General features: G+C 73.4%; 24 protein-coding genes, 1 rRNA gene and 1 pseudogene. 14 read left to right on the top strand and 12 right to left on the bottom strand.

Going from position 1 to position 26,413, the window contains the following annotated elements:
* The first annotated feature begins 68 nt into the window (after positions 1 to 68).
* From BM142_RS24530 to BM142_RS11435, 4 genes and pseudogenes are all read left to right on the top strand, one after another.
* The gene (locus BM142_RS24530; protein WP_217640687.1) at positions 69 to 662 is read left to right on the top strand and encodes a TetR/AcrR family transcriptional regulator; all 594 of its coding nucleotides are present in this window, start codon (positions 69 to 71) and stop codon (positions 660 to 662) included.
* A gap of 154 nt (positions 663 to 816) precedes the next feature.
* On the top strand, positions 817 to 1,377 hold the full coding sequence (locus tag BM142_RS11440) for a hypothetical protein (protein WP_092198361.1): 561 nt from the start codon (positions 817 to 819) through the stop codon (positions 1,375 to 1,377).
* A gap of 78 nt (positions 1,378 to 1,455) precedes the next feature.
* Positions 1,456 to 1,599 (top strand): hypothetical protein, encoded by a 144-nt coding sequence (locus BM142_RS24525; protein ID WP_175527241.1) that lies wholly within the window; start codon positions 1,456 to 1,458, stop codon positions 1,597 to 1,599.
* A 12-nt stretch (positions 1,600 to 1,611) separates the two neighbouring features.
* Positions 1,612 to 2,175: pseudogene (locus tag BM142_RS11435) on the top strand (peroxiredoxin family protein); the annotation flags it as partial.
* Positions 2,176 to 2,311: 136 nt separating this feature from the next.
* Here the strand turns inward: BM142_RS11435 and BM142_RS11430 are convergent.
* Positions 2,312 to 2,980, bottom strand: a complete 669-nt coding sequence (locus tag BM142_RS11430) for a maleylpyruvate isomerase family mycothiol-dependent enzyme (protein ID WP_092198355.1) — start codon at positions 2,978 to 2,980, stop codon at positions 2,312 to 2,314.
* A 92-nt stretch (positions 2,981 to 3,072) separates the two neighbouring features.
* Between BM142_RS11430 and BM142_RS11425 the strand changes: the two genes are divergently transcribed.
* Positions 3,073 to 3,993, top strand: coding sequence for an oxidoreductase (locus BM142_RS11425; RefSeq protein WP_092198352.1), 921 nt, complete (start codon positions 3,073 to 3,075; stop codon positions 3,991 to 3,993).
* Positions 3,994 to 4,065: 72 nt separating this feature from the next.
* Here the strand turns inward: BM142_RS11425 and BM142_RS11420 are convergent, their stop codons facing one another.
* The 5 genes from BM142_RS11420 to BM142_RS11400 form a co-directional block, all read right to left on the bottom strand.
* Positions 4,066 to 4,728 (bottom strand): CoxG family protein, encoded by a 663-nt coding sequence (locus tag BM142_RS11420; protein ID WP_092198349.1) that lies wholly within the window; start codon positions 4,726 to 4,728, stop codon positions 4,066 to 4,068.
* Positions 4,725 to 7,145 carry an aerobic carbon-monoxide dehydrogenase large subunit gene (gene cutA, locus BM142_RS11415; RefSeq protein ID WP_092198346.1) on the bottom strand — a complete coding sequence of 807 codons (2,421 nt, stop codon included), beginning with the start codon at positions 7,143 to 7,145 and terminating at the stop codon, positions 4,725 to 4,727. The genes BM142_RS11420 and cutA overlap by 4 nt, the downstream gene beginning before the upstream one ends.
* Positions 7,146 to 7,242: 97 nt before the next feature.
* On the bottom strand, positions 7,243 to 7,761 hold the full coding sequence (locus BM142_RS11410; protein ID WP_092198344.1) for a (2Fe-2S)-binding protein: 519 nt from the start codon (positions 7,759 to 7,761) through the stop codon (positions 7,243 to 7,245).
* Complete coding sequence (locus tag BM142_RS11405; RefSeq protein WP_092198341.1) at positions 7,758 to 8,633, bottom strand: FAD binding domain-containing protein; 876 nt, start codon at positions 8,631 to 8,633, stop codon at positions 7,758 to 7,760. Before BM142_RS11405 ends, BM142_RS11410 begins: the two co-directional genes overlap by 4 nt.
* A gap of 193 nt (positions 8,634 to 8,826) precedes the next feature.
* Complete coding sequence (locus BM142_RS11400) at positions 8,827 to 10,320, bottom strand: uracil-xanthine permease family protein (RefSeq protein WP_092198338.1); 1,494 nt, start codon at positions 10,318 to 10,320, stop codon at positions 8,827 to 8,829.
* Positions 10,321 to 10,568: 248 nt separating this feature from the next.
* Here BM142_RS11400 and BM142_RS11395 point away from each other — a divergent pair, with 248 nt between their 5' ends.
* On the top strand, positions 10,569 to 12,026 hold the full coding sequence (locus tag BM142_RS11395) for an FdrA family protein (protein WP_254790816.1): 1,458 nt from the start codon (positions 10,569 to 10,571) through the stop codon (positions 12,024 to 12,026).
* A gap of 70 nt (positions 12,027 to 12,096) precedes the next feature.
* Positions 12,097 to 13,518 (top strand): YlbE family protein, encoded by a 1,422-nt coding sequence (locus BM142_RS11390; protein WP_092198335.1) that lies wholly within the window; start codon positions 12,097 to 12,099, stop codon positions 13,516 to 13,518.
* Positions 13,519 to 13,589: 71 nt separating this feature from the next.
* Here BM142_RS11390 and BM142_RS11385 read toward each other — a convergent pair whose 3' ends face one another.
* On the bottom strand, positions 13,590 to 14,345 hold the full coding sequence (locus BM142_RS11385; RefSeq protein ID WP_092198332.1) for a hypothetical protein: 756 nt from the start codon (positions 14,343 to 14,345) through the stop codon (positions 13,590 to 13,592).
* A 76-nt stretch (positions 14,346 to 14,421) separates the two neighbouring features.
* On the opposite strand from BM142_RS11385, the gene rpsD reads away from it, so the two are divergent.
* Positions 14,422 to 15,024 (top strand): 30S ribosomal protein S4, encoded by a 603-nt coding sequence (gene rpsD / locus BM142_RS11380; protein ID WP_092198788.1) that lies wholly within the window; start codon positions 14,422 to 14,424, stop codon positions 15,022 to 15,024.
* A gap of 96 nt (positions 15,025 to 15,120) precedes the next feature.
* Here rpsD and BM142_RS11375 read toward each other — a convergent pair whose 3' ends face one another.
* Positions 15,121 to 15,687, bottom strand: a complete 567-nt coding sequence (locus tag BM142_RS11375) for a TetR/AcrR family transcriptional regulator (protein WP_217640686.1) — start codon at positions 15,685 to 15,687, stop codon at positions 15,121 to 15,123.
* A 111-nt stretch (positions 15,688 to 15,798) separates the two neighbouring features.
* Here BM142_RS11375 and BM142_RS11370 point away from each other — a divergent pair, with 111 nt between their 5' ends.
* Together BM142_RS11370 and BM142_RS11365 are read left to right on the top strand one after the other, a co-directional pair.
* Positions 15,799 to 16,221, top strand: coding sequence for an organic hydroperoxide resistance protein (locus tag BM142_RS11370; RefSeq protein ID WP_092198326.1), 423 nt, complete (start codon positions 15,799 to 15,801; stop codon positions 16,219 to 16,221).
* 480 nt (positions 16,222 to 16,701) lie between these two features.
* Entirely contained in the window at positions 16,702 to 18,132 is a 1,431-nt protein-coding gene (locus tag BM142_RS11365; protein WP_092198323.1) for a PP2C family protein-serine/threonine phosphatase, read from the top strand.
* A 33-nt stretch (positions 18,133 to 18,165) separates the two neighbouring features.
* Here BM142_RS11365 and BM142_RS11360 read toward each other — a convergent pair whose 3' ends face one another.
* From BM142_RS11360 to BM142_RS11350, 3 genes are all read right to left on the bottom strand, one after another.
* Entirely contained in the window at positions 18,166 to 19,419 is a 1,254-nt protein-coding gene (locus tag BM142_RS11360; protein ID WP_254790814.1) for a Cache 3/Cache 2 fusion domain-containing protein, read from the bottom strand.
* Positions 19,420 to 19,640: 221 nt separating this feature from the next.
* Entirely contained in the window at positions 19,641 to 20,744 is a 1,104-nt protein-coding gene (bar, locus tag BM142_RS11355) for a barbiturase (protein ID WP_092198321.1), read from the bottom strand.
* 29 nt (positions 20,745 to 20,773) lie between these two features.
* A complete protein-coding gene (locus BM142_RS11350) occupies positions 20,774 to 21,739 on the bottom strand; it encodes a carbamate kinase (RefSeq protein ID WP_254790813.1) in 966 nt (321 codons plus the stop codon).
* A gap of 177 nt (positions 21,740 to 21,916) precedes the next feature.
* Here BM142_RS11350 and BM142_RS11345 point away from each other — a divergent pair, with 177 nt between their 5' ends.
* Complete coding sequence (locus tag BM142_RS11345) at positions 21,917 to 22,105, top strand: hypothetical protein (RefSeq protein WP_139228861.1); 189 nt, start codon at positions 21,917 to 21,919, stop codon at positions 22,103 to 22,105.
* A gap of 4 nt (positions 22,106 to 22,109) precedes the next feature.
* Here BM142_RS11345 and BM142_RS11340 read toward each other — a convergent pair whose 3' ends face one another.
* Entirely contained in the window at positions 22,110 to 22,943 is an 834-nt protein-coding gene (locus tag BM142_RS11340; RefSeq protein ID WP_092198316.1) for a PHP domain-containing protein, read from the bottom strand.
* A gap of 80 nt (positions 22,944 to 23,023) precedes the next feature.
* Here BM142_RS11340 and BM142_RS11335 point away from each other — a divergent pair, with 80 nt between their 5' ends.
* From BM142_RS11335 to BM142_RS11325, 3 genes are all read left to right on the top strand, one after another.
* A complete protein-coding gene (locus BM142_RS11335; protein WP_092198314.1) occupies positions 23,024 to 25,243 on the top strand; it encodes a RecQ family ATP-dependent DNA helicase in 2,220 nt (739 codons plus the stop codon).
* A 112-nt stretch (positions 25,244 to 25,355) separates the two neighbouring features.
* Entirely contained in the window at positions 25,356 to 25,985 is a 630-nt protein-coding gene (locus BM142_RS11330) for an alpha-ketoglutarate-dependent dioxygenase AlkB (protein ID WP_092198311.1), read from the top strand.
* Positions 25,986 to 26,352: 367 nt separating this feature from the next.
* Positions 26,353 to 26,413 (top strand): 16S ribosomal RNA (locus tag BM142_RS11325); the annotation flags it as partial.

The raw sequence follows: 26,413 nt of genomic DNA, 5'->3' as shown, positions 1-26,413 counted from the left end.
ATGCCACTAGCCGAACGGCTAGGTGGTGCATGAGCCGCGTCACGTGGGGACGTGCCTACTCTGTGCCGGTGACGAGCGCGGGAACTCCAGGGGCCGGGCAGGCGACCGGCCGGTCCCCTGGCGCACAGCGCGTCCTGGACGCGGCCCTGGACCTGTTCAGCGAGCACGGGTTCGAGGGGACGTCGCTGCAGGACATCGCCGACCGGCTCGGCGTCACGAAGGCCGCCGTCTACTACCACTTCCACACCAAGGACGAGATCCTGCTGGCCCTGGTGGAGCCGGCCTTCGACGAGCTGCTGGCACTGGCGGACGCCGGCCTGCAGGCGCGGCGGCGCGGCGCCGTGGACATCGCCGGCTACGTGGACTTCCTGCTGCGCCACCGGCGGGTGGCCGCCTACCTGACCCGCGACCCCACCGCGATGAGCCGCCCGGTGCTGGTGGAGAAGGGCACGCGGATGCGCGAGCAGGTCGAGACGATGCTGCTCGGCGGGGACGCGGACGAGCTGGGCACCTTCTGGGGGGCCGCCACGTTGCAGGCGCTGGCCGGGGCGCTGGTCGCCGCGCCGCCGGAGGCGACCGAGGAGTGGCTGCGCGAGGAGCTCACCGAGCTCGGCGCCCACATGCTCGCCGGGTACCGGAAGGCCGCCCGCCGCCGGGCCTGACCGTCGTCGACCGGCCATGATCAGGGGACCTGATCATGCAGCGTCCTCCCGCACCGCCGAACGCGAGGGAGGACGCCTCATGGTGAGGGAGGACGGCGCTCCCTGGCGGGCCCATCCCGATTGCGCGCCGGATCTCCGGGATAGGTAGCGCGGCGTGGAACTCGACGACGTCCTGCTCAATCCCCAGCACGTCACCCGGCAGGCGCGCTGGATCGACGCTCCGCCCGAGGTGGTGTGGGAGGAGCTGCACGCCGTCCGGCTGTCCGGGCTGCCGGTGACCGTCGTCCTCGGTGCCGCACGCTTCCTGCCGGTGCTGCTGTCCGGGTCCGGGCTGGGGCAGTTGCGCGACCGGCCCTTCCTGGACTGCCTGCCCGTGCCGCTGCTGGCCTCGGACGAGCCGCGGTCGCTGGTGTTCGGCGGGGCGCTGCAGGCCTGGCGGCTGACCGGTGGGGAGAAGGCGCCGGAGCTGGACGCCGAGGGGCTGCGCAACTGGATGCGACCGCGCTGGGTGAAGGCGGCGATGGACTTCCGGCTGACGCCGTCCCGGGGCGGCACGGAGCTCAGCTCGGAGACGCGGGTGCTCTCGACGGACTACGAGACCCGGCGGAAGTTCGACCGCTACTGGCTGCTCGTCCGCCCGGGGAGCACGGCGATCCGCTGGGAGGTGCTGACGGCGGTGCAGCTCCGCGCCGAGGCACGGGACCGGGCTGCCTGAGCGCGTCGTCGTGCGCCGGTCCACCTGATCCAGCCGGATGGCGTGGACACGGGCACAGTGGTGACGCGCTGAGCAGGGGTGACGGCGGCCCAGCGCGGTCTCGAGAGGCGGGCGGGGGCGGGTCGTCCCTACGCTCGGGTGATGGACCCCGCCGACCTGCTCGCCCTCCGCTCCGACGAGCGCGCCGCCCTGCTGCTGATCGGCCTGCGCGGCGACTGGTAGCCGTACTGCTGCGCCCAGGCGGTCCGCCTGGCCCGGTCGCTGTCCCGGCTCGCCGACTCCGGCACCGAGGTGGTGCTCGCCTCCACCGATCCGCCGGAGGTGCAGCTCGCGATGAACCGCACCTGGCACCTGCCGTTCCGGTGGGTCAGCGATCCGGACGGCTCGCAGCTGGCCAAGCCCCTCGATGTCTGGAACCCCGAGCGCGGCGGGATCTTCAAGCCGGTCGTCCTCGCCGTCGCCCCTGACGGGCGGGAGGTGTTCCGGGAGCTGTCGCGCGACTTCACCGACCGTCCGGACGACGAACCGATCCTGGCCGCCCTCGAGTCGCTGGGCCTCGACCCGGTCTCCGTTCCGCCCTGGTCGCCGGACGTGGAGCCGCAGCCGTCGGAGCGCGCTTTCACGCCGCCGGCGTTCATCCCGTACTTCCGGGCGATCAAGTTCAACACCGGGGCGCTGGCCGAGCGGATGGTCGACGAGCGCGACCGCGAGCAGTTGCTCACGGAGAAGGGGATGGCCGAGTCGTTCCTCGCCGCCTTCGACGAGTGGCGGGCCGAGCACGCGCCGGATCGCCGGTAGCCGGCGCGTTCTCGCGGCAACGTCGCCGAGCCGGCTGCCTCCACCGCGTTCCCGTGGGAACGCCGTCACGCATCACGGCTCGACCGGGGTTCCCGCGGGGACGTGCCGACCGGCTGGTGCGCGGCTCGCGGGCGGATCAGACCGTCGTGCGCCCCAGTCCGCGCATCCGGGTGATGGCATCCCGCAGGCCGGGCCCGACGAGAGCGTCCAGACCGGCGGGGCGCCCCGTGGCGAGGAGCAGGAGGTCGCCGATCGGGCCGCGGACCTCGGGCCCGCCGTCCCCGTTCGTCCAGTCCGCGTCCGTCGCGACGACCCGCAGGCCGGCGAAGACCCGGGCGGCACGTCCGTAGAAGCCGCTGGTCCACACGTGCTCCAGCGCGGGGCGCACCCGGTCGGGTTGCATCTCGCGCCGGTGCCCGAGCGGACGGGCGATGTCCTGCCAGTGGACGAGGACGTCGGTGAGCGGGTCGAGCGGGCCGCTCAGGGGCACGCGGTGGTCGACGGCGGCCGTGCTGCGCAGCAGGGCGATGAGCTCCACGGGGGTTTTCTCGGCCGCGATCTCCTGCGCCCACATGGCCTCGGCCGCGTCGAAGCTGCCGCGGGCCAGGACGGCGTGGGCCAGCGTCGCGCGCAGGGTCTGGCGGTGCGAGAGCGTGAGGTGGGCGAGGACGTCGTGCACGGTCCACTCGGCGCAGAGCGAGCGGACCTGCCAGTCCCGGTCGTCGAGTGTCTCCAGGAAGTCGCACAGGTCGAGGCGCTCGGCCGCGACGTCGGCGAGCCTGGCGACCCGGGGGCTCGTGGTCATGGTTCTCCTGGTGCTCCGGGCGATGGCTGTCGCCAGATGTGACCCGCCACCGGCCCGGAACTGAGCGGCGGCGGCTGTGTGAGGCTGGCGCCATGCCGTGGACCGAGAAGGACATCCCCGACCTGACCGGTCGCACCGCGGTGGTGACCGGCGCGAACGGCGGGCTGGGCTTCCAGACGGCGCTCGCGCTGGCCGGGGCGGGTGCGCACGTGGTGATGGCGGCGCGGGACCCGCAGAAGACGTCGGCGGCGGTGGCGCGGATCGCCGAGCGGTACCCGGCGGCGTCGCTCGAGGTGGTGCCGCTCGACCTGGGCGATCTGTCAGTGGTCTCCGAGGCGGCAGGGAAGGTCCTGGCCGCCCATGAGTGCGTGGACCTGCTGGTGAACAACGCCGGTGTCATGGCCATGCCGCAGCGGGAGACCGCCGACGGGTTCGAGATGCAGTTCGGCATCAACCACCTGGGGCACTGGGCGTTCACGGCGCACCTGATGCCGGCGCTGCTGGCCGCACCGGCGGCGCGGGTGGTGACGGTGACCAGCACGGCGCGGCACCGGGCCCGGCGGCTGGATCCGTCCGATCCGCACCTGCGGCGGAACTACGGGGCGTGGGCGTCCTACGCCCGGTCGAAGATGGCCAACCTGCACTGTGGGCTGGGGCTACAGCAGCGGTTCGAGCGGGCCGGCGCGGCGGCGTCCTCGCTCGTCGCGCATCCCGGGCTGTCGAACACGGACCTGTCCGCGCGGACGACGCGCGAGGGCGGCGCCGGCCGGCTGGGCCCCGTCTTCGAAGCGTTCACGGCGCGGTCGGGGACGACGCCGTTCGAAGGGGCGCGGCCGCAGCTGCGGGCGGCGACCGATCCGGGGGCGAAGGGCGGCGAGCTGTTCGCGCCCCGCTACGGCTCGCACGGCCCGGCGGTCCGCCGCCCGATCCTCCGCCGGTGGCGCCTGCAGGAGCAGATCGACACCCTGTGGCAGGTCTCCGAGCGCGAGACCGGGATCCGCCTGGCGGTGTGATGGCCCGCGTCGAACGCGCTGAGGGCTGCCGGACCGAGTGGTCGGGCAGCCCTCAGCGCGTGCTGGTCGTGATCAGCGACGGCGGCCCATGCGGTAGCCGACGAGGACGCCGATCAGGGTGAGCGCGGCGCCACCGACGGCCCCCAGCGCCAGCGTCCGCACGTCGCCGCCGATCGCCGCCGGCGCAGCAGCGGCACGGCCGGCGAAGACCGCTGGTGCGGCTGCGGGAGCGGCTCCCGGCTCGGCGGCCGGGGCGGCAGCGGCGGGCGCGGCAGGGGCCGCGACAGGCGCCGCCTTGCCGGTCAGCTCGTCGTCGATGGCCGTGAAGAACTGGCCGGCCATCCGCTTCGCGACGCCGGTGATCATCCGCTGGCCCACACCGGCCACCGGCCCGCCGATCACGGCGTCGGCCGAGTAGGTCAGGTTCGTCTTCCCGTCGCCGGCCGGCTCCAGGTTGATCGTCACCTGCGCCCGCGCGTTCCCCGGCGCGCCGGCCCCGGAGGCGTGCATGACGTAGGACGTCGGGTGCTGCTTGTCCGCCAGGCGCACCTCACCGGCGTACGTCCCGCGGATCGCGCCGACGCCCACCGAGACGTTCATCTTGTACTCGTCGTCCCCGACCTGCTCCAGCGTCTCGCAGCCCGGGATGGTGCGCGCCAGCACGGCCGGGTCGGTGATCACCGCCCACACCTGCTCCGGGTCACCCGAGAGAACTGCCGAGCCGTCGAGGTTCACGCCATCACTCCAGTCCCCGCGCGGCCGGCAGCCACGGCGGTCTTCTCCGAATCAGGGTTGCGCACGAGGTCGTACAGCTCCGTGGGGGAGATGGGCATCGACGTGATCCGCCGTCCCACCGCGTCCTCGATCGCCGAGGCGATCGCGGCCGTCCCCGGGATGACGCCGGCCTCGCCGGCGCCCTTGATGCCCAGCGGGTTCAGCGGCGAGGGCGTCGTCTGGTGGTCGATGACCACGTCGGGCACCTCGCTGGAGTACGGCATCAGGAAGTCCATGTACGAGGCGTTGGTCAGCTGACCGTCGGAGTCGTAGACCATCCGCTCGTACAGCGCGCCGCCCACGCCCTGCGCGACGCCGCCCTGCACCTGGCCCTCGACGATCATCGGGTTCACCACGTTGCCGCAGTCGTGCACCACGGCGTACTTCACGATCTCGATCTCCCATGTGGCCGGGTCGATCTCCACGATGGCGGCGTGGGCCCCGGACGCGAACGTCGAGCGCAGCGGCGAGTAGTAGTCGCGGTGCTCCAGCCCCGGGGCATCCCCCTCGGCCACCGGCGGCTTCGAGTCGTCGTGCGTCGTGAACTGGGTGGCCTGCTTGGCCGCCTCGTCGAACGCGTAGCGCAGCGGGTTGGACAGCACGGCGACGGTCCGCAGCGGGATCGACGACCCCGGCACGCCCTTCACCTGCACCAGGCCCTCGTCGATCTCCAGGTCAGCGACGTCCACCTCGAGCACGTCGGCCGCGATCCGCAGCGCCTTCTCCCGCACCCCGCGGGCGGCGAGCGCGATCGCGTTGCCGCTCATCACCGCGGCCCGGGAGGCGAACGTCCCGACGGCGTACCCGAACCGCCGGGTGTCGCCGGTGGTCACCTCGACGTCCTCGATCGGCACGCCGAGCTCGGAGGCGACGATCTGCGCGAACGCCGTCTCGTGGCCCTGCCCCTGCGAGGTCAGCCCGGTCGACACCAGCACCTTGCCGCTGCCGAGCACCTGCACGTGCCCGCCCTCGTACGGCCCGGGCCCGGTGCCCTCGACGTAGAGCGCCATCCCGATGCCGAGGTGCTTCCCGCGCGCAGCTGCGTCGTCCCGGAGCCGCGACGCCTCGTCCCAGCCGACCAGCGCCTTGAGCTTGTCGACCAGGCCGGGGTAGTCGCCCGAGTCGTAGATGACCGGCCGGCCGTCCTGGAACGTCAGCTGGTGGTCGTAGGGGAACTGGTCGGGCTGGATGAGGTTCCGCTCGCGGACGACGGCGCGGTCGAGGCCCAGCTCGTCGGCGATGCGGTCCATCGTCCGTTCCATCGCGTAGCAGGCCTGCGGCCGGCCGGCGCCGCGGTACGGCGTCACGATGACCGTGTTGGTGTAGACGCTGTCCACCTGCACCCGGTACACGGGGATGACGTACGGGCCGACCAGCTGGGTCGCGGTGATGATCGGGACGATGATCCCGTAGGGCGTGTACGCGCCGTTGTCGTGCAGGACGTGGACGTCGAGAGCGGTGATCCGGCCCTCGTCGTCGTAGCCCACGGTGATGTCCTGGCGCTGCTGCCGCTCGTGCGCGCTGGAGATGAAGTGCTCGCGCCGGTCCTCGGCCCACTTCACCTCGGCCTGCAGCGCGATGGCGGCCATCGGGATGAGCAGCTCTTCCGGCCACGGGTGCACGATCTTCACGCCGAAGCCGCCGCCGACGTCCGGGGCGATGACCTCGACCCGGTCCAGCGACAGGTCGAGCTTCGCGGCGACCGCCGCGCGCACCGACGTCGACGCCTGCGTGCTGGTGTAGACCCGCAGCGAACGGTCGTCGGCGTCCCACTTGGCGTGCACGCCCTTGCCCTCCATGGGCATGGAGGCGCTGCGCTCGATGTACTGCGTGAAGCTCAGCGTGTGCGGCGAGGCGGCCAGCACCGGCTCGACGTCGCCGGTCTCCTGGCGGTGCCGGGCGGCCACGTTGTCCGGGACGTCGTCGTGCACGGCGGCCTTGGCCTCGACCGCGGCGTCCACGCCGACGACGACCGGCAGCTCCTCGTAGCTGACCAGGATCCGCTCGGCGGCGTCCTCGGCCACGTACCGGTCGGTGGCGATGACCATCACCACGGCCTCGCCCACGTGCCGGACGACGTCGCGGGCCAGCGGGTAGTTGGTGCGCGGCTCGGTGAGCTGGGGGTGCGGGATCAGCACCGGCAACGGCTCGGCCATCGGTCCGGTCAGGTCGTCGTAGGTGTAGATCGCGATCAGGCCCTCGACGTCCAGGGCGGGCTCGACGTCGATGTCGGTGATCCGCGCGTGCGCGTGCGGGGAGCGCACGAAGGCGGCGGCCAGCGCCTGGTGCCCGATGTCGTCGAGGTAGCGGCCCTTGCCGACGATCAGCCGGGCGTCCTCGCGACGCCGGACCGGCTCGCCGAACAGCTTCGTCGTCATCGCCGTCCCTCCCGGGGAGCCTGAGCCGCCGCGGCCGATGCGGAGCCGTGCCGTGGCGCGGCTCCCCATCCGGGGACGCGGCTCCGGTGGCCCGCCGTCATCGGGCGCCGTCCCGCATCGCGGCGTTGGCGTGGTGCACGGCCTTCTTGATGTTGGCGTAGCCGGTGCACCGGCAGAGGTTGCCGCCGACCATGTCGTCGACCTCGTCCTCGGTGAGCTCCGCGGCGTTGTCCCGCTTCTCCAGCCCGGCGGCGATCGTGGTGAGGAAGCCCGGCGTGCAGAACCCGCACTGCAGGGCGTGGCACTCGCGGAAGGCCTCCTGCACCGGGTGCAGCACCTGCCCGCCCTGGTGGTCGTCGCGGGCCAGGCCCTCGACCGTCGTCACCTGGTGCCCGTCCACCTGGACGGCGAGCAGCAGGCAGGAGCGCACCGGGTCGCCGTCCACCAGCACCGTGCAGGCCCCGCAGACCCCGTGCTCGCAGCCGACGTGCGTGCCGGTCAGTCCGAGGTCGTGGCGCAGCGCGTCCGACAGCAGCCGGCGCACCGGCACGGTGGCCTCGCGCGGAACACCGTTCACGGTCAGGGTGATGGTGCGGTCCGTGTCGACGGAGGTCATGCCGCCCTCTCCGCCGCTTCCGCGGCTGCGTCGCGAAGGGTTCGTTCGGTCAGGACGCCGACCAGCAGGCGCCGGTAGTCGGCGCTGGCGTGGATGTCGGTGTCCGGCTCGACCAGGGTCCGTGCCAGCTCCCCGGCGGCGGCCCAGTCGGCGGTGTCGACGGGCTTCCCGGCGACGGCCTCGGTCAGGTCGTGCACCTCGGGGACGATGCCCACCGAGACGTAGGACGCCAGCACCCGCTCGACGCGGCGGTCGGCGTCCAGCGTGACGACGACTCCGGCGCCGCAGACCGCGTAGTCACCCTTGCGGCGGGCGACCTCGGCGAACGCCGTACCGGAACGCGCCGGCAGCGCCGGGAAGGACGCGGCGGTGACGACGGCGGGGCCGGAGACCGACGTCTCCAGCGGGCCGACGAAGAAGTCCCGCCAGCCGACCGTCTCGACGCCGCCCGGGCCGGCCACGGAGACGGTGCCGTCGGTCAGGGCGAGGACCGAGGTCATCTCGCCGGAGGGGTCGGCGTGCGCGATGGACCCGACGGTGGTGCCCCGGTTGCGGATGGCGGGGTGGGCGACGTTCGCCGTGGCGCGGGCCAGCAGCGGCTGCACACCGGCGGCCCCCTCGTGCGCCAGGAGGGCGTTGTGCCGGACCAGCGCCCCGACGGTCACGCCGTCGCCGGTGACCTCGATCGAGTCGAGACCGGGCACCCGGTTGATGTCGACCAGGGTGGTGGGTGCCGCGAGCCGCATGGAGAGCAGCGGGAGCAGCGACTGGCCGCCCGCGAGCACCTTGGCGCCCGCACCCTCGTCGGACAGGACCGCGAGGGCCTCGTCGAGCGTGCTGGGATCGGCGTAGCGGAACGGTGCAGGCTTCACCGGCTGCGGTCACCTCCGTACGAGTCGTGCGAGAGCAGTCACTCTTTCACCGCACGCGGGACGGCGAAAGTACCTCAGCGCTAAAACTTTCTGGTCCGGCCCGGAACTCCGGATCGGGCCCCCGCAACGCCGCACGCCGCCCCCGCGGACGGGGACGGCGTGCGGTCGGAGCGGCCGGGAACCCGGCCTGGGACTAGCGGTTCTGGTCGGGCCGACCCGCGCGGCCGAGCTCGTCGACCGACGACGGGTCGGTGCCACCGCGCTCGTCGGCGTAGCCGCCGGCCGGACCCTCGGAGCGTCCCACGGGGGCGCCGTGGTGGCCGAGGGCGGAGGCACTCTCGGGAACGCTGCCCTCGCGCAGCAGCGCTTCCTTCATGTCCGCCGGGGCCAGCGCCTTGGCGAGGTGCCAGGCGACGACGGCGACGATCGAGCCGAGGGCGATCCCGGTGAGCGAGAAGTCGTCGGTGAAGCTCAGGGTCACGTTGCCGATGCCGATGATGATCCCCGCCGCGAGCGGCACGAGGTTGATCGGGTTGGCGAAGTCGACCCGGTTCTCCTTCCAGATCTTGGCGCCGAGCAGGCCGATCATCCCGTAGAGGACGACGGTGATCCCGCCGAGCACCCCGCCCGGAACGATGCTGATCAGCGCGCCGAACTTGGGGATCAGGCCCAGCAGGATCGCCACCAGCGCGGCGATGTAGTAGGCCGCCGTGGAGTAGACCCGGGTGGCGGCCATGACGCCGATGTTCTCGGCGTAGGTCGTCGTCGGGGAGCCACCGACCGAGGTGGCGACGACGGTGGCGATGCCGTCCGCGGCCACCGCGCGGCCCATGTACGGGTCGAGGTCGCGCTTGGTCATCTCGGCCACGGCCTTGACGTGGCCGGCGTTCTCGGCGACCAGGGCGATGACCGCGGGGATCACCAGGAGGCTGAAGTTGACCGAGAACGTGGGGAAGGTGAACTCGGGCAGCCCGAACCAGTCGGCCTGACCGACGGCGTCGAAGGAGATCCGGTCGTGCTCGCTGACCGTGCCGGTCCCGTCGGGAGCCGTGATCGGACCGGCGGTGACGTCGAGCAGCACCGACAGCAGGTAGCCGAAGATCAGGCCGAGCAGGATCGAGACGCGGGCGATGAAGCCCCGCAGCGCCAGGGACGCGACGATGACGAAGGTCATCGTGGCCAGCGCGACCCACTGGTCCTGGGGCCAGTAGATGCCGGCGGCGACCGGGGCCAGGTTGAACCCGATCAGCATCACGACCGCGCCGGTGACCGCCGGGGGAAGCACGCGGTTGATGACGCCGAGACCGGCGAAGTGGATCACGACGCCGACGAGCGCCAGGACCACACCGGCGACCAGCAGGGCGCCGACGACGTCGCTGGACTCACCGCCGTTGGCGCGGATCGCCGCGACGCCGCCCACGAAGGCGGCGCTGGTGCCCAGGTAGCTCGGCACCTGGTTCTTCACGATGAGCAGGAAGATGATCGTCGCGATACCGCTCATCATGATCGCGAGGTTCGCGTCCAGGCCCATGATGAGCGGGAAGACGAAGGTCGCCCCGAACATGGCCACGACGTGCTGCGCACCGATCCCGGCGGTCCGCGGCCACGAGAGCCGTTCGTCCGGGGCTACCGCCTCACCCAGGGGCGGCGTCTTGCCGTCCCCGTAGAGCTTCCAGCTGAACGCCATCTGAGCGCCTCCTCCGACTGACTTGCGGCCTGGGTCGGTGCCGGTCGACGGGCCCTGGCGAGGGCCCGGCCAGCACCGAGAGCGGCCAATGTGTCATGCGCCACGGCGCTGCGGAAGTACCTCAGTGCTAAATCGTTATTGCGAACAGATGCCGATACTTCACCGCTGAGAGATCTGTGGGTACGGTGACGCAGGTGACTGCCTCAGCGCCCCCGGGAGCCCCGTCAGCCACGGCCGGAGTCCGGTCGGTGGCCCTGCGATCCGGCGTCTACGCCGACTCCGTGAAGCTCATGCAGGTCAGCCGCGACGTCGCGGCCGCGGACGGCGTCACCGCCGTCCTGGTCGCCATGGCCACGCCGCTGAACCTGGAACTTGCCGCGAACATGGGTCTGTCCCCGGACGAGCCGACCAGCCCCGAGCAGCTGCTGATCGCCGTCCGGGCCGAGGACGACGCCGCGCTGGCCGGCGCGCTGGCCGCCGTCGACGCCGCCCTCGCCGCGCGCGAGCGCTCCGCCGGCTCCGCCCAGGCCATCCCGCAGCGCACCATCGGCGCCGGCCTCGGCGAGCTCGAGGGCTCCGCGCTGGCGATCGTCAGCGTCCCCGGGCAGTACGCCGTCGCCGAGGCCGCCGACGCGATCGCCGCCGGCCGCAGCGTGCTGGTCTTCTCCGACGGCGTCCCGGTCGAGCACGAGGTCGCGCTCAAGCGCGCCGCGCACGACGCCGGCGTCCTGGTCATGGGCCCCGACTGCGGGACGGCGATCGTCTCCGGGGTCGCCCTCGGCTTCGCCAACGTCGTCCGCCCCGGTCCGGTGGGTCTGGTGGCCGCGTCCGGCACCGGTGCCCAGCAGATCTCCTGCCTGCTCGACATGGCCGGCGTGGGCGTCTCGCACGTGCTGGGTGTCGGCGGCCGCGACCTGAAGGAGGAGGTCGGCGGGCTGGCCACCCTCGACGCCCTGGCCGCGCTGGACGCCGACGAGGCCACCGAGCGGGTGCTCCTGGTCTCCAAGCCGCCGGCGGCGTCGGTCGCCGCGGCCGTCGAGGAGTTCGCCGGCGGGCTCTCGGTGCCGGTGCGCTCCGCCGTCCTGTCGCCGGAGACGCCCGACCTGACCGCGGCCGTCGAGGGGCTGCTGGCCGACATGGGGCACGACGTCCCGGTGTGGCCGTCCCGCCCCGGTCCCGCGGAGTCCGCGGTCCCCGGCGCCGTCCTCAAGGGCCTCTACTCCGGCGGCACGCTGGCCGACGAGACGATGCTGCTGGCCGCCCCCGCGCTCGGCGACATCCGTTCGAACACCCCGCTGGAGCCGGAGCTCGATCTCGGGACGGACCTGTCCGCCTCCGGTCACGTCGTCATCGACTTCGGGGACGACGCCCTGACCGTGGGCCGCGCGCACCCGATGATCGACCCGACGCTGCGGCTCGAGGCGCTGGACGCCCTGGCCCGCTCCGGCGAGCCCGCCGTCCTGCTCATGGACGTCGTCCTCGGCTACGGCGCCGATCCGGACCCGGCCGGCGCGCTCGTCCCGGCGCTGACCGCCGCGCGCGAGCAGGCCGCCCTGCCGGTGGTGATCGCCCTGATCGGCACCGAGGGTGATCCGCAGGGCTGGTCCCGCCAGGCCGATGCCCTCGCCGCCGCCGGTGCGGCGGTCTTCTCCTCCAACGCCGCGGCCACGCGGTACGCCCTCGACCTGCTGGGAGCCGTTGCATGAGCGAGCTTGCGAGCTCATCGAAGAACAGAGCGACCGTCATCGGCCCGACGAGCGCCAGCGAGGAGGAGTCATGACCCTCGGTGGACTGCTCTCCGCTCCCCCGGCCATCGTCGCCGCCGGTGTCGACGTCTTCTCCGACGCGCTGCGCGCCCAGGGCGCCGACGTGCACGACGTCGACTGGCGCCCGCCGGGCTTCGGCGACCCGGCCGACCTCGCCGCGCTGGCGCTGGACCCGCGCCGCAACGCCGCCAACCGGGTCGCGGTCGAGCGGATCATGTCCGCCGGTTCGCAACTGGTCGACGTCCGGCCGGCCCGTGAGGTGATCGGCCTCCAGGACCGCACGCTGCTGCACTCCGGCCCCCCGCTGACCTGGGAGACGGCGTCCGGGCCCATGCGCGGGGCGCTCATCGGCGCCTGCCTCTTCGAGGGCTGGGCCACCGACGTCGAGGATGCCGAGCGGATCCTCGCCGCCGGTGAGATCACCCTCGACCCGTGCCACCACCACCGCACGGTCGGCCCGATGGCCGGGGTGACGTCGCCGTCGATGTGGATGTGGTGCCTCAAGGACCCGGTCCACGGCGGCCAGGCGTTCTGCAACCTCAACGAGGGCCTCGGCAAGGTGCTGCGGATGGGCGCCTTCAACGACGAGGTGCAGACCCGGCTGGCCTGGATGCGCGACGTGCTCGGGCCGGTCCTGCAGAAGGCGGTGCGCGGCTCGATCGACGCCGGCAACGACCCGCTGGACGTCAAGAGCGTGCTGGCGCAGATGCTGCAGATGGGCGACGAGGGGCACAACCGCAACCGCGCCGGCTCGCTGATGACCCTGCGCGAGCTGTCCCCGTCGATCGTGGCCGTCGAGGGCGTCCCGTCGTCCGACATCGCCGCCGTCCTGGCGTTCATCGGCGGCAACGAGCACTTCTTCCTCAACCTCGGCATGCCGACGGCCAAGCTCGCGCTGGACGCCGCCCGGGGCATCCCCGGCTCCTCGATGCTCACCGTGATGAGCCGCAACGGCACCGAGTTCGGCATCCAGACCGCCGGCACCGGCGACCGCTGGTTCACCGGCCCGGCCAACACCCCGGTGGGCCTGTTCCTCGGCGACTACGGACCGGACGACGCCAACCCCGACATCGGCGACTCCGCGATCATGGAGACCTACGGCATCGGCGGCTTCGCCATGGCCGCCGCCCCGGCGATCGTGCGCTTCGTCGGTGGCACCGTCCCGGACGCGCTGGCCACCACCGAGCGGATGTACCAGGTGACGCTGGCGGAGAACCCGGCCATGGCCATCCCGATCATGGGCTTCCGCGGCTCGCCGACGGGCATCGACGTCCTCAAGGTGGCGCGCACCGGCTGGCTGCCGCAGATCAACACCGGCATGGCCGGGCGCGTGGCCGGAACCGGCCAGGTCGGCGCCGGCCTCGTCCAGCCGCCGCAGGTGTGCTTCGAGCAGGCGCTGGTCGCGCTGGCCGAGGAGACCCGCACCGCCTGACGACGACGAGTGCGACGAACCGGTGGCCATCACGCGCTGATGACCACCGGTTCGTCGCATTCGGCACGGCGTCAGGCGGGGCCGCAGGTGAGCAGGTGGTCCAGGGCGGCGGGGAAGCCGGCGGGCCCGTCCAGCGGGAACCCGAAGGGCACCCGCAGGTCGTAGCAGCCGGTGCGGCCCTGCACCCGGAAGCGGACGCCGAACCGGTCCAGGCCGAGCAGTCGGACGTCGTCGTGCCGGCCGGCCCACTGCTGCACCCGGTCGCCGAGCCGGCCCAGCGCCCGGCTCTCCGCGGTCATGAGTTCGGTCTCCGCGGCGCTGACGACGTCGGGGTGGGCGGCCAGGAAGTCCTCCGGCTCGACGTCGCTGGAGACGCCGGCCTCCTCCAGCACGACGTCGGCCAGGTCCAGCCGCACCAGCGAGGCGCTCAGCCCGACGTCGAAGAGGCTGTCGCAGGGGTAGGCGTCGGCGAAGTCGAGGACCAGCCGGGCGACGTCGTCCTCCGGCACCGGCATGACCCAGCCGGTGAGCTGCACCAGCCCGCGCACCGGGTGGCGCAGCGGCCGCGGCGCCCGGTCGGTCACCGTCAGGCGGGCCGGGACGTCGCCCAGCGGGGAACGCGCCAGGGCGGTGACGAGCTCACCGGCCGCGGGGACGACGAGCAGCACGTCGCCGCGCGCGGTGGTCGTGGCTCCCCACAGCTGGCAGATGCCGAGACCCGCGCAGTGCAGCGACGCCGCGGGGCGGGCGGCCACCGTGCGGGCCCGCTCGGCCACCGGGGGCTGGTGCGCGGTGGTCGCGGACGAAGAGGGCGAACCGGCCGTCATGGGACCACCTCGGGGGAGTAGCGGTGAGTTGTAAGGTGAGCCTAACCAAACAGTGCCCGCTCGCGAAGAGGTGCCCGTGAACACTCCCCGCCCCAAGGTCCGCCTCAGCCGCGCGCTGGGCATCCCGCTGACGCCGAAGTGCGTGCAGTACTTCGAGCGCCGGCCGTACCCGCCGGGCGAGCACGGTCGCAAGCGGCGCAAGGACAGCGACTACTCCACCCGGCTCAAGGAGAAGCAGCGGCTCCGGGCGCAGTACGACATCAGCGAGACCCAGCTGCGGGCCGCCTTCGACCGGGCGAAGCGGTCGGGCGGCAAGACCGGCGAGGCGCTGATCCAGGACCTCGAGTCGCGGCTGGATGCGACCGTCCTGCGCGCCGGCTTCGCCCGGACCATCTACCAGGCCCGCCAGTTCGTCACCCACCAGCACGTGCTGGTCAACGGCAAGCGGGTCGACCGCCCCTCCTACCGGCTGAAGCCGGGCGACTTCCTCGAGGTGGCGGAGAAGTCGAAGCGGAAGGACCCGTTCCTCGTCGCTGCCTCGGGGGCGCACGCCGAGCCGCCGGCCTACCTCGAGGTTCGGCTGGCCGACCTCGTGGCCCGCGTCGAGCGGACGCCGGGACGCGAGGAGGTCCCGGTGATCTGCGAGGAGCAGCTGGTCGTGGAGTACTACTCCCGCTGACGCACCCGCCGAGCGTGACCCGCCCCCGCGCCGATCATGCGAACTCGTGGCCATCCACGCCCGATGACCACGAGTTCGCATGGTTCGGCGGGCTCGTCAGCCCGTGAGCAGGTCCTCCACCCCGGCGATGAGCGTCCGTCGCGCGGTGGCGGGGTCGGCGAGGTAGCCGGCGACCATCGCGCCGTCGCGCAGCATCACGAACCGCCGGGCCGCCTCGTCGGGGTCGGGACGGCCGGCGACGGCGAACGCGCGGGCCACCGTGCCCCCCAGCCAGGCGCGGTGGTCGACGACGGCGCGGTGGACGGGGCTCTCCGGCTCGGCGAACTCGGCGGCGGCGTTGATGAACGGGCAGCCCCGGAAGCCGGCGGTGCACAGCTCGTCGCCGATGCCGCCGGCCAGCGCGCGCACCAGCCCGGCGGCGGCCGCCCGCTGCTCCGGCACCTGGCCCACCCGTGCCCGGATCGCCTCGTCGATCCCGCGCAGGTAGGCGACCACCAGGTCGTCCTTGCTCGGGAAGTGCCGATAGAAGGTCGCCCGCGTGACGCCGGCCTCGGCGACGATGCGGTCGACGCCGACCCCGCGGATGCCCTCGGCGTAGAAGGTCGCCGAGGCGCTCCGGAGCAGGCGGTCCCGGGCCGCGGACGGCCGGGTGGGCGGCGTCACGTCCGCCACGATAGCAGAACGAACGTTCTGTATTGCATCGCTCGATGGCTCGTGGTTGCCTCAGGTGAGCAGAATGACCGTTCTGTCACGTTCCTGCACCTGGAGGTCTCCGTGCCCGCGATCTACACCGCCACAGCCACCGCCACCGGCGAGGGCCGTGACGGCCACACCCGGTCCTCCGACGGCCTGATCGACCTCGACCTGGCCGTTCCGAAGGAGATGGGCGGCGCGGGTGGCGCGAGCAACCCCGAGCAGCTCTTCGCCGCCGGCTACGCGGCCTGCTTCCACTCCGCGCTCAAGGCCGTCGCCCGCCAGCAGAAGATCAGCTTCTCCGACTCGGCCGTCACCGCCGACGTCGGCATCGGCCCGAACGACGCCGGGGGCTTCGGCCTCGAGATCGCGCTGTCCGTCGAGCTCGGGGGGCTGGACCAGGCCGCTGCTGAGCAGCTCGTCGAGGCCGCGCACCAGGTGTGCCCCTACTCCGACGCGACCCGCGGGAACGTCCCCGTGACGCTGGAGACGACCGTCGCCTGACCAGGGCCGGCTCGGCCCCGGTGGCCACTGGGGCTCGGCCCCGGTGGCCACCGGTCTGCGGGGCACGCGTCCTTCCGGAGGCGCGACGAGACGGATCCGGCCGCGGATGGAATCATCGGGCACAACACGTTCGATCGACGCCGCCGGCGACGAGGCCGCGTGCGGGCGCTGGGGGTAGGGGTCTGGACGGGCGGTTGGCAGAGCTGGTTCCGGGGGTCCCGCGGAGCCCGCTGCAGCGGATGGTCCTCGAGCACGACTGGGCCGCGACGCCGCTCGGCCCGGAGAGCGACTGGTCACCCACCCTGCGCGGCGCCGTCAGCACCTGCCTGAACAGCCGGTTCCCCACCCTGCTGATGTGGGGCGAGGACCTGGTGATGGTCTACAACGACACGTACGCGCCCATGCTGGGCGACCGGCACCCCGACGCTCGGCCGCCCGGCGCCGACCGTCTGGGCCGACATCTGGGCCGACCTGCAGCCGATGGTCGACGAGGTCATGGCCGGCCGGGCGACCTACTCCGAGGACCTCCCCCTGGTGATGACCCGGTACGGGTTCGTGGAGGAGACGTACTTCTCGTTCTCCTTCAGCCCGGTCGTGGAACCGGGCGGGCGGATCGCCGGTCTGCTCGACACGGTCGTGGAGACCACGCAGCGCGTCCTGGCGGCACGCCGGATGGGCGTCCTCCAGCGGCTGGGCAGCCTGCCTCGCTCGGTGCACGGGAACGCCGCCGAAGCGGCCGCCGCGGCGCTGGACGTCCTCGCCGGCGCGCGGACGGACTGCCCGTTCGGGCTGGTGTACCTCCTCGACGAGCACCGGGTGCCGCGGATGGTGGCCACTCACGGCCTCCCCTTCGACGGCGAGGCGGCCGGCGGTGTCGTCCCGGGCCCGGTGGCCCGGGTCGTCGCGACCGGCCGGCCGGAGCTCCTCGACGGTCTCGACGGGCTGCTGCCGGGTCTGTCCACCGTCGGCGGGATCGGTGAGTCCGACGTGCGCACCGCGATGGCGCTGCCGCTCGTCGTCGCCGGCCGGAGCACGCCGGTCGGCGCCCTGGTGCTGGGCACCAGTCCGCACCTGCGCCTCGACGACGAGTACCGGACCTTCCTCTCCCTCACCGCGGGGCAGGTGGCCGCCGCCGTCGCCGATGCCCGGGCCGTGGAGGTCGAGCGGCGCCGTGCCGACGAGCAGTCGGCGGTCGACAGGGCTCGCGCCGCATTCTTCACCGAGGTGGCGGTCACGCTGCAGCGCGCCGTCCTGGGGCCGACCGCGCTGCCCGACGGTTTCGCCGTCCACTACGAGCCGGCGAGCGGCACGCTGGAGGTCGGCGGGGACTGGTACGACGTCATCGACCTCCCGGAGGGCCGGTACGGGGTCGTCGTCGGCGACGTCGTCGGCACCGGGCTGTCGGCGGCCGCCGTGATGGGGCAGCTGCGCAGCGCCGGACGGGCGCTGCTGCTGGAGAGCCGCTCGCCGGCCCACGTCCTCGAGGCCCTGGACCGCTTCGCCGCACTCATCCCCGGTGCGTCGGTGAGCACCGTGTTCTGCGCGGTGGTCGACCCCGCGACCGGGGAGCTGCGCTACAGCAGCGCGGGCCACGTGCCGGGGATCGTGGTGGACGTCGACGGTGGCGCGCGGTTCCTGGAGGAGGCGGGGTCGCTGCCGCTCGCCGTCGTCCCGGACCTGGAGCGCCCCGAGGCCGACGTCGTGCTGCCGCCCGGGTCCACCCTGTTCCTCTACACCGACGGCCTGGTGGAGCGGCGCGGCGAGGCGCTGGACGAGGGCATGGCCCGGGCCGTCGAGGCGCTGGCGGCGGGCCGGGCCCTCCCGCCCGAGGACCTGGCGGAGGAGCTGCGGCAGAAGCTGCTCGTGGACGCCCCGGACGACGACGTCGCCTTCCTGCTCTACCGCTGCTGAGCGGCACCGCCGCCGGCCAGGCGGGCGGAGGGGTCAGGCGGGCATCGCGTCCAGCGGGATGCCGACGTAGAGCATGCCGATGAGCTCGCCGGCGGGGGAGTGCAGCCCGGCGTAGGCGGTGAAGTACGGCCGCCCGGCGACCGTGGCCGGTCCGGTGAACGTCCGACCCGCGTGCACCGCGGTGAGCACCGGGTTCGGGCTGCCGTCGGCGTCGGTCCGGGCGATGTAGGTGCCGACGTTGCGCCGCCCCGCGGGGGTGACGACGCTCGTGGCCGCCCGCACCATGCCGCCCGCGTCGTCCAGCCGCTGGAACAGCGTGCAGCTCCCGCCCACCCGGGCCACGACGTCGTCGACGAGCGCGGACGGCCGCCCGGGGTCGTCGTCGCGGTCCACCGGGACGCCGCCCAGCAGCAGCTCGGGGAGGTCCGCGGGGTGGGCGCGCGAGGTCGCCTGGTCCCGGACGGTCAGCGTCTGCCGCGCGGTGCCCAGCTCGATGCCCCCGGCGTCGTCCAGCACCTGCTGCGCCACGTCCAGGGCCCGGCGCACGTAGGCCACCCGCTGGCTCTCGGCCAGCTGCGCGACGGCCTCGGTGATCCGGGCGGAGCCGCCTGCGGCCCGGTCGACGTTGTCGACGACGCGGTCGGTGGCCACCCGCTGCTGCTCGACGGCCGCGGCGATGGAGTCCTGCGCGTCGGCGATCGAGGTCAGCGTGCTGCCGATGCGGCGGATGACGTCCACGGCGGCGCCGGTCTCCTGCTGGACGGCGGCGACCTGGGCGCCGATGTCCTCCGCCGCCTGGGCGGTCCGGCCGGCCAGCTGCTTGACCTCCTGCGCGACGACGGCGAACCCGCGCCCCACCTCACCGGCGCGGGCCGCCTCGACGAAGGCGTTCAGCGCCAGGATCCGGCTCTGCTGGCTGATCGCGGCGATGAGGTCGACCAGGTCGGTGATCGCCTCGCTGGCCGTCTGCAGTGCGGCGATGCGGGCGTCGACGGCCTCGGCGTCGCGCACGGCCGCCTCGGCCACGGTCGAGGCCCGCACGGTGCTGGCCGAGATCTCCCCGATCGCGGTGCGCAGCTCGGCGAGGGAGGCGGCGGCCTCCTGCGAGGTGTCCGACACCTCGCGGCTGGCCTGGGAGAGGACCCCCGCCTGCTGCGCGGCCACCTCCAGGCTGACGTCCCGCTCCTGGTGCCGTCCCGCGACGGCGGCGCGGGGGCGGGGAGCCACGGTCGGTGGCCCGCTGTCGGGGGCGACCGGGGTGACATCCCGCCGACCTGACCAACGCACGACGGTTTCCTCCGGGCAGAACGGCCCCGTCTGGTTCGCGGGGATTCCGGAACACGGTAGGTCCCGTTCCGGCACGGCCGAGGAGGCGCGCCGGTGCGGTGTCCTGCGGTGCCGGACGGCCGTCGCCCGGGGCCGGGAACGACGACGGGGAAGCAGGAGCCCGGACCGCTGTCCGGACCGCTGCTTCCCCGCGGTCGTCCCCTCTCGGAGGGGGTGTCGTGCTAGGCCGTGACGATGGCGGCGACCGGGCCGCCGCCGGACGGGCCCTGGTGCACCGCGGCCACCGACACGAACACGGCCGGGTCGCCGGTCACCGACGCGGTCACGCCGCCGACGGTCGCCTTGATCTGGCGGTGCCAGGAGACGTCGGAGTCGTCGAGCATGGCGTTGCGCCGCCCGCGGACCTTGCCGTCGGGGGAGGCCTCGCACTTGAGGAACACGTTGACCAGGCGGTCGCCGAGGTCGGTGTGGTGCGGCCGCTCGGGCAGCTCCAGGCCGGCGTCGCGGATGGCGTTCCAGATGCCGTCCTGGTCGAGCGCGTCCTTCATCACCGAGTGGCCGACGCGGTAGGTGCCGCCGTGCCCGCGGGCGTTGCCGACGACGACGATCTGGGCCCGGTCCAGCTCCACGCCGGACGAGCAGGACGCGACGGCGCTGTAGAGGGAGAGGTCGCGCATGATCTGCTCCTGCTTCGGCATCTCGATCTCGCCGAGCGCCACCGCGATCCCCAGCGCCGTCGTGCCGTTGGAGATGTCCATGGAGCCGTGCGGCTCCTCCAGGATCGTCGTCTCCCCGCGCTCGTGCGCGTCGCGGATCGTGTCGATGGTCAGCAGCGGCGTCTTGGTCTGCACGTAGTGCACGTCGGCCGGGTCGGTGATCCCCGCGGCGGCCATCGCCTTCTTCACGCCCTCGGCGACCTTCTCCACCATCGCGACGCGGCCGATGTCCTCGGGCAGCAGGACGTCGCTCATGGCGAAGCCCACGGTCAGCCGCGGCTCGTCGGTCTTCTCGACCGAGTCCTCGGGCAGGGTGGCGAAGACCGTCGCGTGCGGGCTGATGACGCCGTCGGTGCCGCCGGACCAGACGATGGGGATCTGCTTGACCTCGTCGAGCGAGCGGGTGCCCTTCTCCAGCAGCACCTCGCGGAACGCCCGGTCGGCGATGATCCGGGTGTAGTCGTTGATCCCGCCGTTGCCCTCGGTCTTGCCGATGACCGCGACGACCCGGTCGGCCTCCATGACGCCGTCGTCGATGAGCTTCGCGAGCTCGGAGGCGTCACTGACGTTGTGCAGCGGGACCTTGCGGACCTCGATCGGTGCGGGCACTGGCTCTCCTTGGTCTGGTCGGGACTGGATCAGGCTGTCAGTACGGTGCCGGCGTCGTCCCCGCGGACGGCGTCGGCGATGTGGTCCAGGGAGGTGATGACGGCTCGGCGCCGTCCGGTGGCGGTGTCGCCACCCTCCACGAAGCGCAGCGCGGCCTCCACCTTGGGGCCCATGCTGCCGCGTGCGAACTGCCCGGCGGCGGCGTGCTCGTGGATCTCGGCGGCGGTCACCCGGCCGAGCGGCCGCTGGGAGGGCGTCCCGAAGTCGACCATCACGTTCGGGACGTCGGTCGCGATGACCAGGGTGTCCGCGCCGAGTTCGCCGGCCAGGATCGCGGCGGTCAGGTCCTTGTCGATGACGGCCTCGACCCCGCGCAGCGCCTCGCCGTCCCGGCCGTCGTCGGTCACCGGGATGCCCCCGCCACCGGCGCAGACGACGACGAAGCCGGCCGCGGCCAGGGCGCGGATCGCCGGGGAGTCGACGACGGATTTCGGCTCGGGGGAGGCGACCACCCGGCGCCAGCCCTTCTCGCCGCGGTCCTCCCACAGCTGGCCAAGGGAGACGAACCGTTCCGCCTCCTCGCGCGGCAGGAAGCGGCCGACCGGCTTCGACGGCGTCCGGAAGCCCGGGTCGTCGGGGTCGACGAGCGTGCGGGTGATCAGGCCGGCGGTGCGCTGGGGGAGGTCCCGCGCCGCGAGCGCGGCGTCGAGTTCGTCGGCGAGGGTGAAGGCGATCGTCGCCTGCGTCTGCGCCACGTTCCAGTCCAGCGGCACCGGCGGGACGACGTGCGCGGCCATCTCGTTCTTGACGAGCAGGTTGCCGACCTGCGGGCCGTTGCCGTGCGTCAGGACGACCTCGATGCCGGCGGCCACGACCTCGGCGATGTGTCCGGCCGCCTCGCGCATCGCCGTGCGCTGGGCCCCGGGCGTCGCCGAGCCGTCGGGCCCGGTCATGGCGTTGCCGCCCAGGGCGATCACGGCGCGCGAAGAGGTCACGGCACCGACCCTAGCGGGAGATTCCTTAGCGGTGAAGTAGTTGACCGGATCGGTCTGGCTGGCATTACGGATCTCCTCCGTCTGGTATCGACGACGCAGCCGGACGGATTCCGGGACACCAGCCGGTTCCGGTCGACGACTCCCGGCTGCGCGGGTGCATCGGGGGGATCGATGTCGGTGACGGTCGAGCCGCTCGGACCCCTCCTGGGCGATCCCTGGCTCACCTGGCTGCTGGAGACGGCGCGGGAACGGGTCGGCACGGGCGTGGAGACGGCGGCGAGCGCGACGCGCTCCGGGCCCGGGGGGGTCGGCCACGGCCAGGGCTGGCTGTGGGGCCGGCCCGGACCCGCTCCCGGGGACGGCTGACCGGTCAGCGACGCCAGAAGTCGAAAGGGTCCCGCCCGCGGCGGAAGCCGGCGGCCTCGACGATGTCGACGGCGAGCCGGAAGTGCTGGCCGACGGCGCCGGGCTGGTGCGCGTCGCTGCCGAAGCTCACCGCGTCGCCGCCCTCCTCGTGGAACCAGCGGACCTGGTCGACCGAGGCCAGCGGGCTGCTGGTGTTGACCTCCAGGGCGCGGCCCGTGGACGCCAGCGCCCGGAACACCTCCCGGTACTCCTCCTCGAACGTCTTCTCCACGTAGCGGTGCGTGCCACCCGGCCAGTAGCGCCGCGGGAAGTCGACGTGGGCGAGGACCTGGAAGACGTCGCTGGTCTCGATCATGTCCACCAGCTCGCCGAGGTAGCGGCGCATCGTCCCGTCGGCGTCGTCCCACAGCAGGTGGCCGACGCCGTAGAGGAGGCCGTCGCGGGACAGCGAGTGCAGCGAGCCGAGGACCCGGTCCACCGGGGCGTCGCGCAGGTAGCCGGCCACGCTGGCCGCGAACAGGTGCGGCTCGCCGGTCTCGACGCCGGACAGGATCCGCAGCTCCGGGAACCGGTCGCGCACCTCCTCCAGCTCGGCGAAGTAGCCGGCCGCGTCGATCTCGGCGTGCCGGGACGCGTGCCGCTCCACCAGCCCCTCGTCGGTGGCGCGGTCGTCGGGGTCCCAGACGGTGAAGTCCAGGTGCTCGGTGAAGGCGATGGCCGGCAGCCCGAGCTGGACGGCGCGCTCGCAGGCCCGGCGCATCGTGGCGGAGTCGGCGGTGTCCCAGGACCAGTGGGTGTGGACGTGGTTGTCGGGCGGCAGGCCCTCCGGCGATGGCATCGGCGTGGATTCTCCCCCTCACATCCACAGCCCGTAGCGGGAGGTCGGTTCCGTCGTCCGTGGTGCCTACTGTCGGAGGCATGACCACCGCCGCGCCGCCGTCCGAGATCGCCGACGAGGCGCTCGCCGTCCTCCGCGAGCTGACCGGTCGTCCCGACGCCGTGTTCCGGGAGGGCCAGGACGACGCGGTCTCGGCGCTGGTGGAGCGGTCGGAGCGGGCGCTGGTCGTGCAGCGGACCGGGTGGGGCAAGTCGGCGGTCTACTTCGTCTCCACCGCGCTGCTCCGCCGCCGGGGCAAGGGCCCCACCTTGCTCGTCAGCCCCCTGCTGGCGCTGATGCGCGACCAGGTCACCGCCGCCGCCCGTGCGGGCATCCGCGCGGTGGAGATCTCCAGCGCGAACATGACGGAGTGGGACGACATCGCCGCCCGGCTCGCCGCGGACGACGTCGACGTGCTCCTGGTCTCCCCCGAGCGGCTGACCAACCCGCGGTTCCGCGAGGAGCAGCTGCCCGGCCTGGTCGCCCGCTGCGGTCTGGTCGTCGTCGACGAGGCGCACTGCGTCTCCGACTGGGGGCACGACTTCCGCCCCGACTACCGCCGGATCCGCGACCTGCTGGGCACGCTCCCCGCGGGGACGCCGGTCCTCGCCACCACCGCGACGGCCAACGAGCGGGTCGTCGCCGACGTCGCCGAGCAGCTGGGCGCCGGTGGCGTGGGGGTCACGACGGTCCGCGGCCCGCTGTCGCGGGACTCGCTGCGGCTGGGCGTGCTCCGGCTGCCGTCCGACCGCGCCCGGCTGGCCTGGCTGGCCGCCCACGTGGGCGACCTCCCGGGCAGCGGGATCGTCTACACGCTCACCGTCGCCGCCGCCGAGGAGACCGCACGGCTGCTGCGCGACGCCGGCCACGAGGTGCGCGCCTACACCGGCCGCCTGGACGACGCCGACCGCAAGGACGCCGAGGAGGCGCTGCGGACCAACGAGGTCAAGGCGCTGGTGGCCACCTCCGCGCTGGGCATGGGGTTCGACAAGCCCGACCTCGGCTTCGTCGTCCACCTGGGCGCCCCCTCTTCACCGGTCAGCTACTACCAGCAGGTGGGCCGGGCCGGCCGCGCCGTGGAGCACGCCGACGTGCTGCTCCTCCCCGGTCCCGAGGACCTCGCGATCTGGCAGTGGTTCGCCACCTCCTCGATGCCGCGCGAGGACCACGCCGCGGCCGTGCTGACGGCGATGGCCGACGGGAAGGCGTGGTCGGTGGCCCGGCTGGAGACCGTGGCCGACGTCCGCCGCTCCCGGCTCGAGCTGCTGCTGAAGGTCCTCGCCGTGGACGGCGCGGTGGAACGGGTCCAGGGCGGCTGGCGCTCCACCGGGCAGCCGTGGGTGTACGACGCCGACCGGTACGCCCGCGTGACGCGGACCCGCGAGGCCGAGCAGCGGTCGATGATCGCCTACGCGCGGCCGGTCGACGAGGCGATGTGCCGGATGGCCTTCCTCCAGGAGGCACTGGACGACCCGACCGCGGCGCCGTGCGGTCGCTGCGACGTCTGCGCCGGCCCCTGGTACTCCGCCGACGTCCCCGAGGCCGCGGCCGAGGCCGCGTCGGCGGCGCTCGACCGGCCCGGTGTGGAGCTCGCCCCCCGCGCGCAGTGGCCGACCGGCGCCGACCGGCTGGGGGTGGACGTCAAGGGCAAGATCGCCCCGGGTGAGCAGATCGAGCCCGGCCGGGCGGTCGCCCGGCTCACCGATCTCGGCTGGGGCCAGCGGCTGCGCACGCTGCTGGGCGACGACGGCATCGGCGGCGTCGTCGACCTCGAGGCGCCGAGCATCGAGGAGGATCCGGACGCGGCCTTCGACGTGCCGGTGCAGCGGTCGGTGTCCGACCTGCCTCCGGACGACGAGCTGATCCGCGCGTGCGCGCGCGTGCTGGCGTCCTGGGACTGGAAGGAGCGGCCCGGCGCGGTCGTCGCCATCCCCTCCCGGCGCCGGCCCCGGCTGGTCACCGGCCTGGCGCAGGGGCTGGCCCGGCTGGGGCGGCTGCCCTACCTGGGGGAGCTGACGCTCCAGCACGGCGGGCCCACCGGGCAGCCCGGTGGCAACAGCGCGTTCCGGTTGGCCGCGGTGTGGGACCGGCTCGTGGTCGGGCCCGACCTGCGCGACCGCCTCGCCGAGGCCGGGTCGGCCCCGGTCCTGCTGGTCGACGACCTCGCCGACTCGCGGTGGACCATGACCGTGGCCGGCCGTGAGCTGCGGCGGGCCGGTGCCACGGCGGTGCTGCCGTTCGCCCTGGCGCTGACCGCCTGAAGACGGACCCCGCTGCTCCCCACGCCGCGCACGCTCGGCGCAGGCCCCGGCAGAGGGACCCTGTCCACAGCTTTTCGCACACCTGTGCGAAAACTCGGAGTAGCGTGCCGGCATGTCACTCGCGCACCAGCCCTCGATGTGGGATCTGGCCGAGGAGGCCTCGCTGGGCCCGCTGGCCGGTTCCGTCACCCGGCACGAACTGAGCGACGGCGCCTGGGTCGACCACCTGCCCGGCTGGGTGACCGGGTCGGACGAGATCCTCGACGTCCTGCTCGGTGATATCGGCTGGCGGGAGGACCGCCGCCAGATGTACGAGCGGGAGGTGGCCGTTCCCCGGCTGCTCCGCTGGTACGGAGGCGCCGAGACGCTGCCGCACCCGTTGCTGGCCGAGGCGCGGGAGGCGCTCAACCGCTACTACCGGGTCGAACCGGCCGACCGGTTCGTCAGCGCCGGCATGTGCCTGTACCGCGACGGACGCGACAGCGTCGCCTGGCACGGGGACCGCCTCGGCCGGGCCCGCACCGCCGACACGATGGTCGCCATCGTCTCCTTCGGCTCCCCGCGTCCACTGCTGCTCCGCCCGGCGCGGGGCGGTCAGAGCCTGCGCTTCCCGCTGGGGCACGGCGACCTGGTGGTCATGGGCGGTTCCTGCCAGCGCACGTGGGAGCACTGCATCCCCAAGACGGCGAAGCCGGTCGGCCCTCGGATCAGCGTCCAGTTCCGCCCCACCGGCGTCGCCTGAGAAACACCCCGTCCCCCTCACTCCTCGCAAGCTCGGCGCGAGCCTCTGGACGGGGCCGGGGACCCCCCTGCAGACCCCCTCCGGGCTCGTGTACTGTTCTCCATGCGCCGCGCGGACCGGAAGGTCCGCCGGACCAGGTGCCCCGCTGTGGCGGGTCCTGGAAACCGGCGTAGTGTTGGACATCCAGCCAGATGCGGAGCCCGCGAGGGTCGAGTTTCTGCGCGTCCGCTCTTTGAGAACTCAACAGCGTGCCGAAAGTCAGTGCCAAGTAATACCCCGTGTCGGGTTCTTCGGAGCTCGGCTGGGATTCCTTTGGTTGATTGATATCGAGAGTGCTAGCTCTCGGTTCTCAGCCGGTTCAAATTCATCTACGGAGAGTTTGATCCTGGCTCAGGACGAACGCTGGCGGCGTGCTTAACACATGCAAG

Source organism: Blastococcus tunisiensis (assembly GCF_900112815.1).
GTDB lineage: Bacteria > Actinomycetota > Actinomycetes > Mycobacteriales > Geodermatophilaceae > Blastococcus_B > Blastococcus_B tunisiensis.
The sequence above is the reverse complement of the archived record's forward strand: the minus strand, read 5'-3'. Positions and strand labels throughout refer to the sequence as shown.

Coding starts and splice junctions, on each gene's coding strand:
- BM142_RS11340 (WP_092198316.1), bottom strand. CDS start 22,943: ATGCCATCGCCGGAGGGCCTGCCGCCCGACAACCACGTCCACACCCAC.
- BM142_RS11425 (WP_092198352.1), top strand. CDS start 3,073: ATGCCGTGGACCGAGAAGGACATCCCCGACCTGACCGGTCGCACCGCG.
- BM142_RS11365 (WP_092198323.1), top strand. CDS start 16,702: ATGGTCGACGAGGTCATGGCCGGCCGGGCGACCTACTCCGAGGACCTC.
- BM142_RS11330 (WP_092198311.1), top strand. CDS start 25,356: ATGTCACTCGCGCACCAGCCCTCGATGTGGGATCTGGCCGAGGAGGCC.
- BM142_RS11390 (WP_092198335.1), top strand. CDS start 12,097: ATGACCCTCGGTGGACTGCTCTCCGCTCCCCCGGCCATCGTCGCCGCC.
- BM142_RS11410 (WP_092198344.1), bottom strand. CDS start 7,761: ATGACCTCCGTCGACACGGACCGCACCATCACCCTGACCGTGAACGGT.
- BM142_RS11385 (WP_092198332.1), bottom strand. CDS start 14,345: ATGACGGCCGGTTCGCCCTCTTCGTCCGCGACCACCGCGCACCAGCCC.
- cutA (WP_092198346.1), bottom strand. CDS start 7,145: ATGACGACGAAGCTGTTCGGCGAGCCGGTCCGGCGTCGCGAGGACGCC.
- BM142_RS11335 (WP_092198314.1), top strand. CDS start 23,024: ATGACCACCGCCGCGCCGCCGTCCGAGATCGCCGACGAGGCGCTCGCC.
- BM142_RS11400 (WP_092198338.1), bottom strand. CDS start 10,320: ATGGCGTTCAGCTGGAAGCTCTACGGGGACGGCAAGACGCCGCCCCTG.
- BM142_RS11430 (WP_092198355.1), bottom strand. CDS start 2,980: ATGACCACGAGCCCCCGGGTCGCCAGGCTCGCCGACGTCGCGGCCGAG.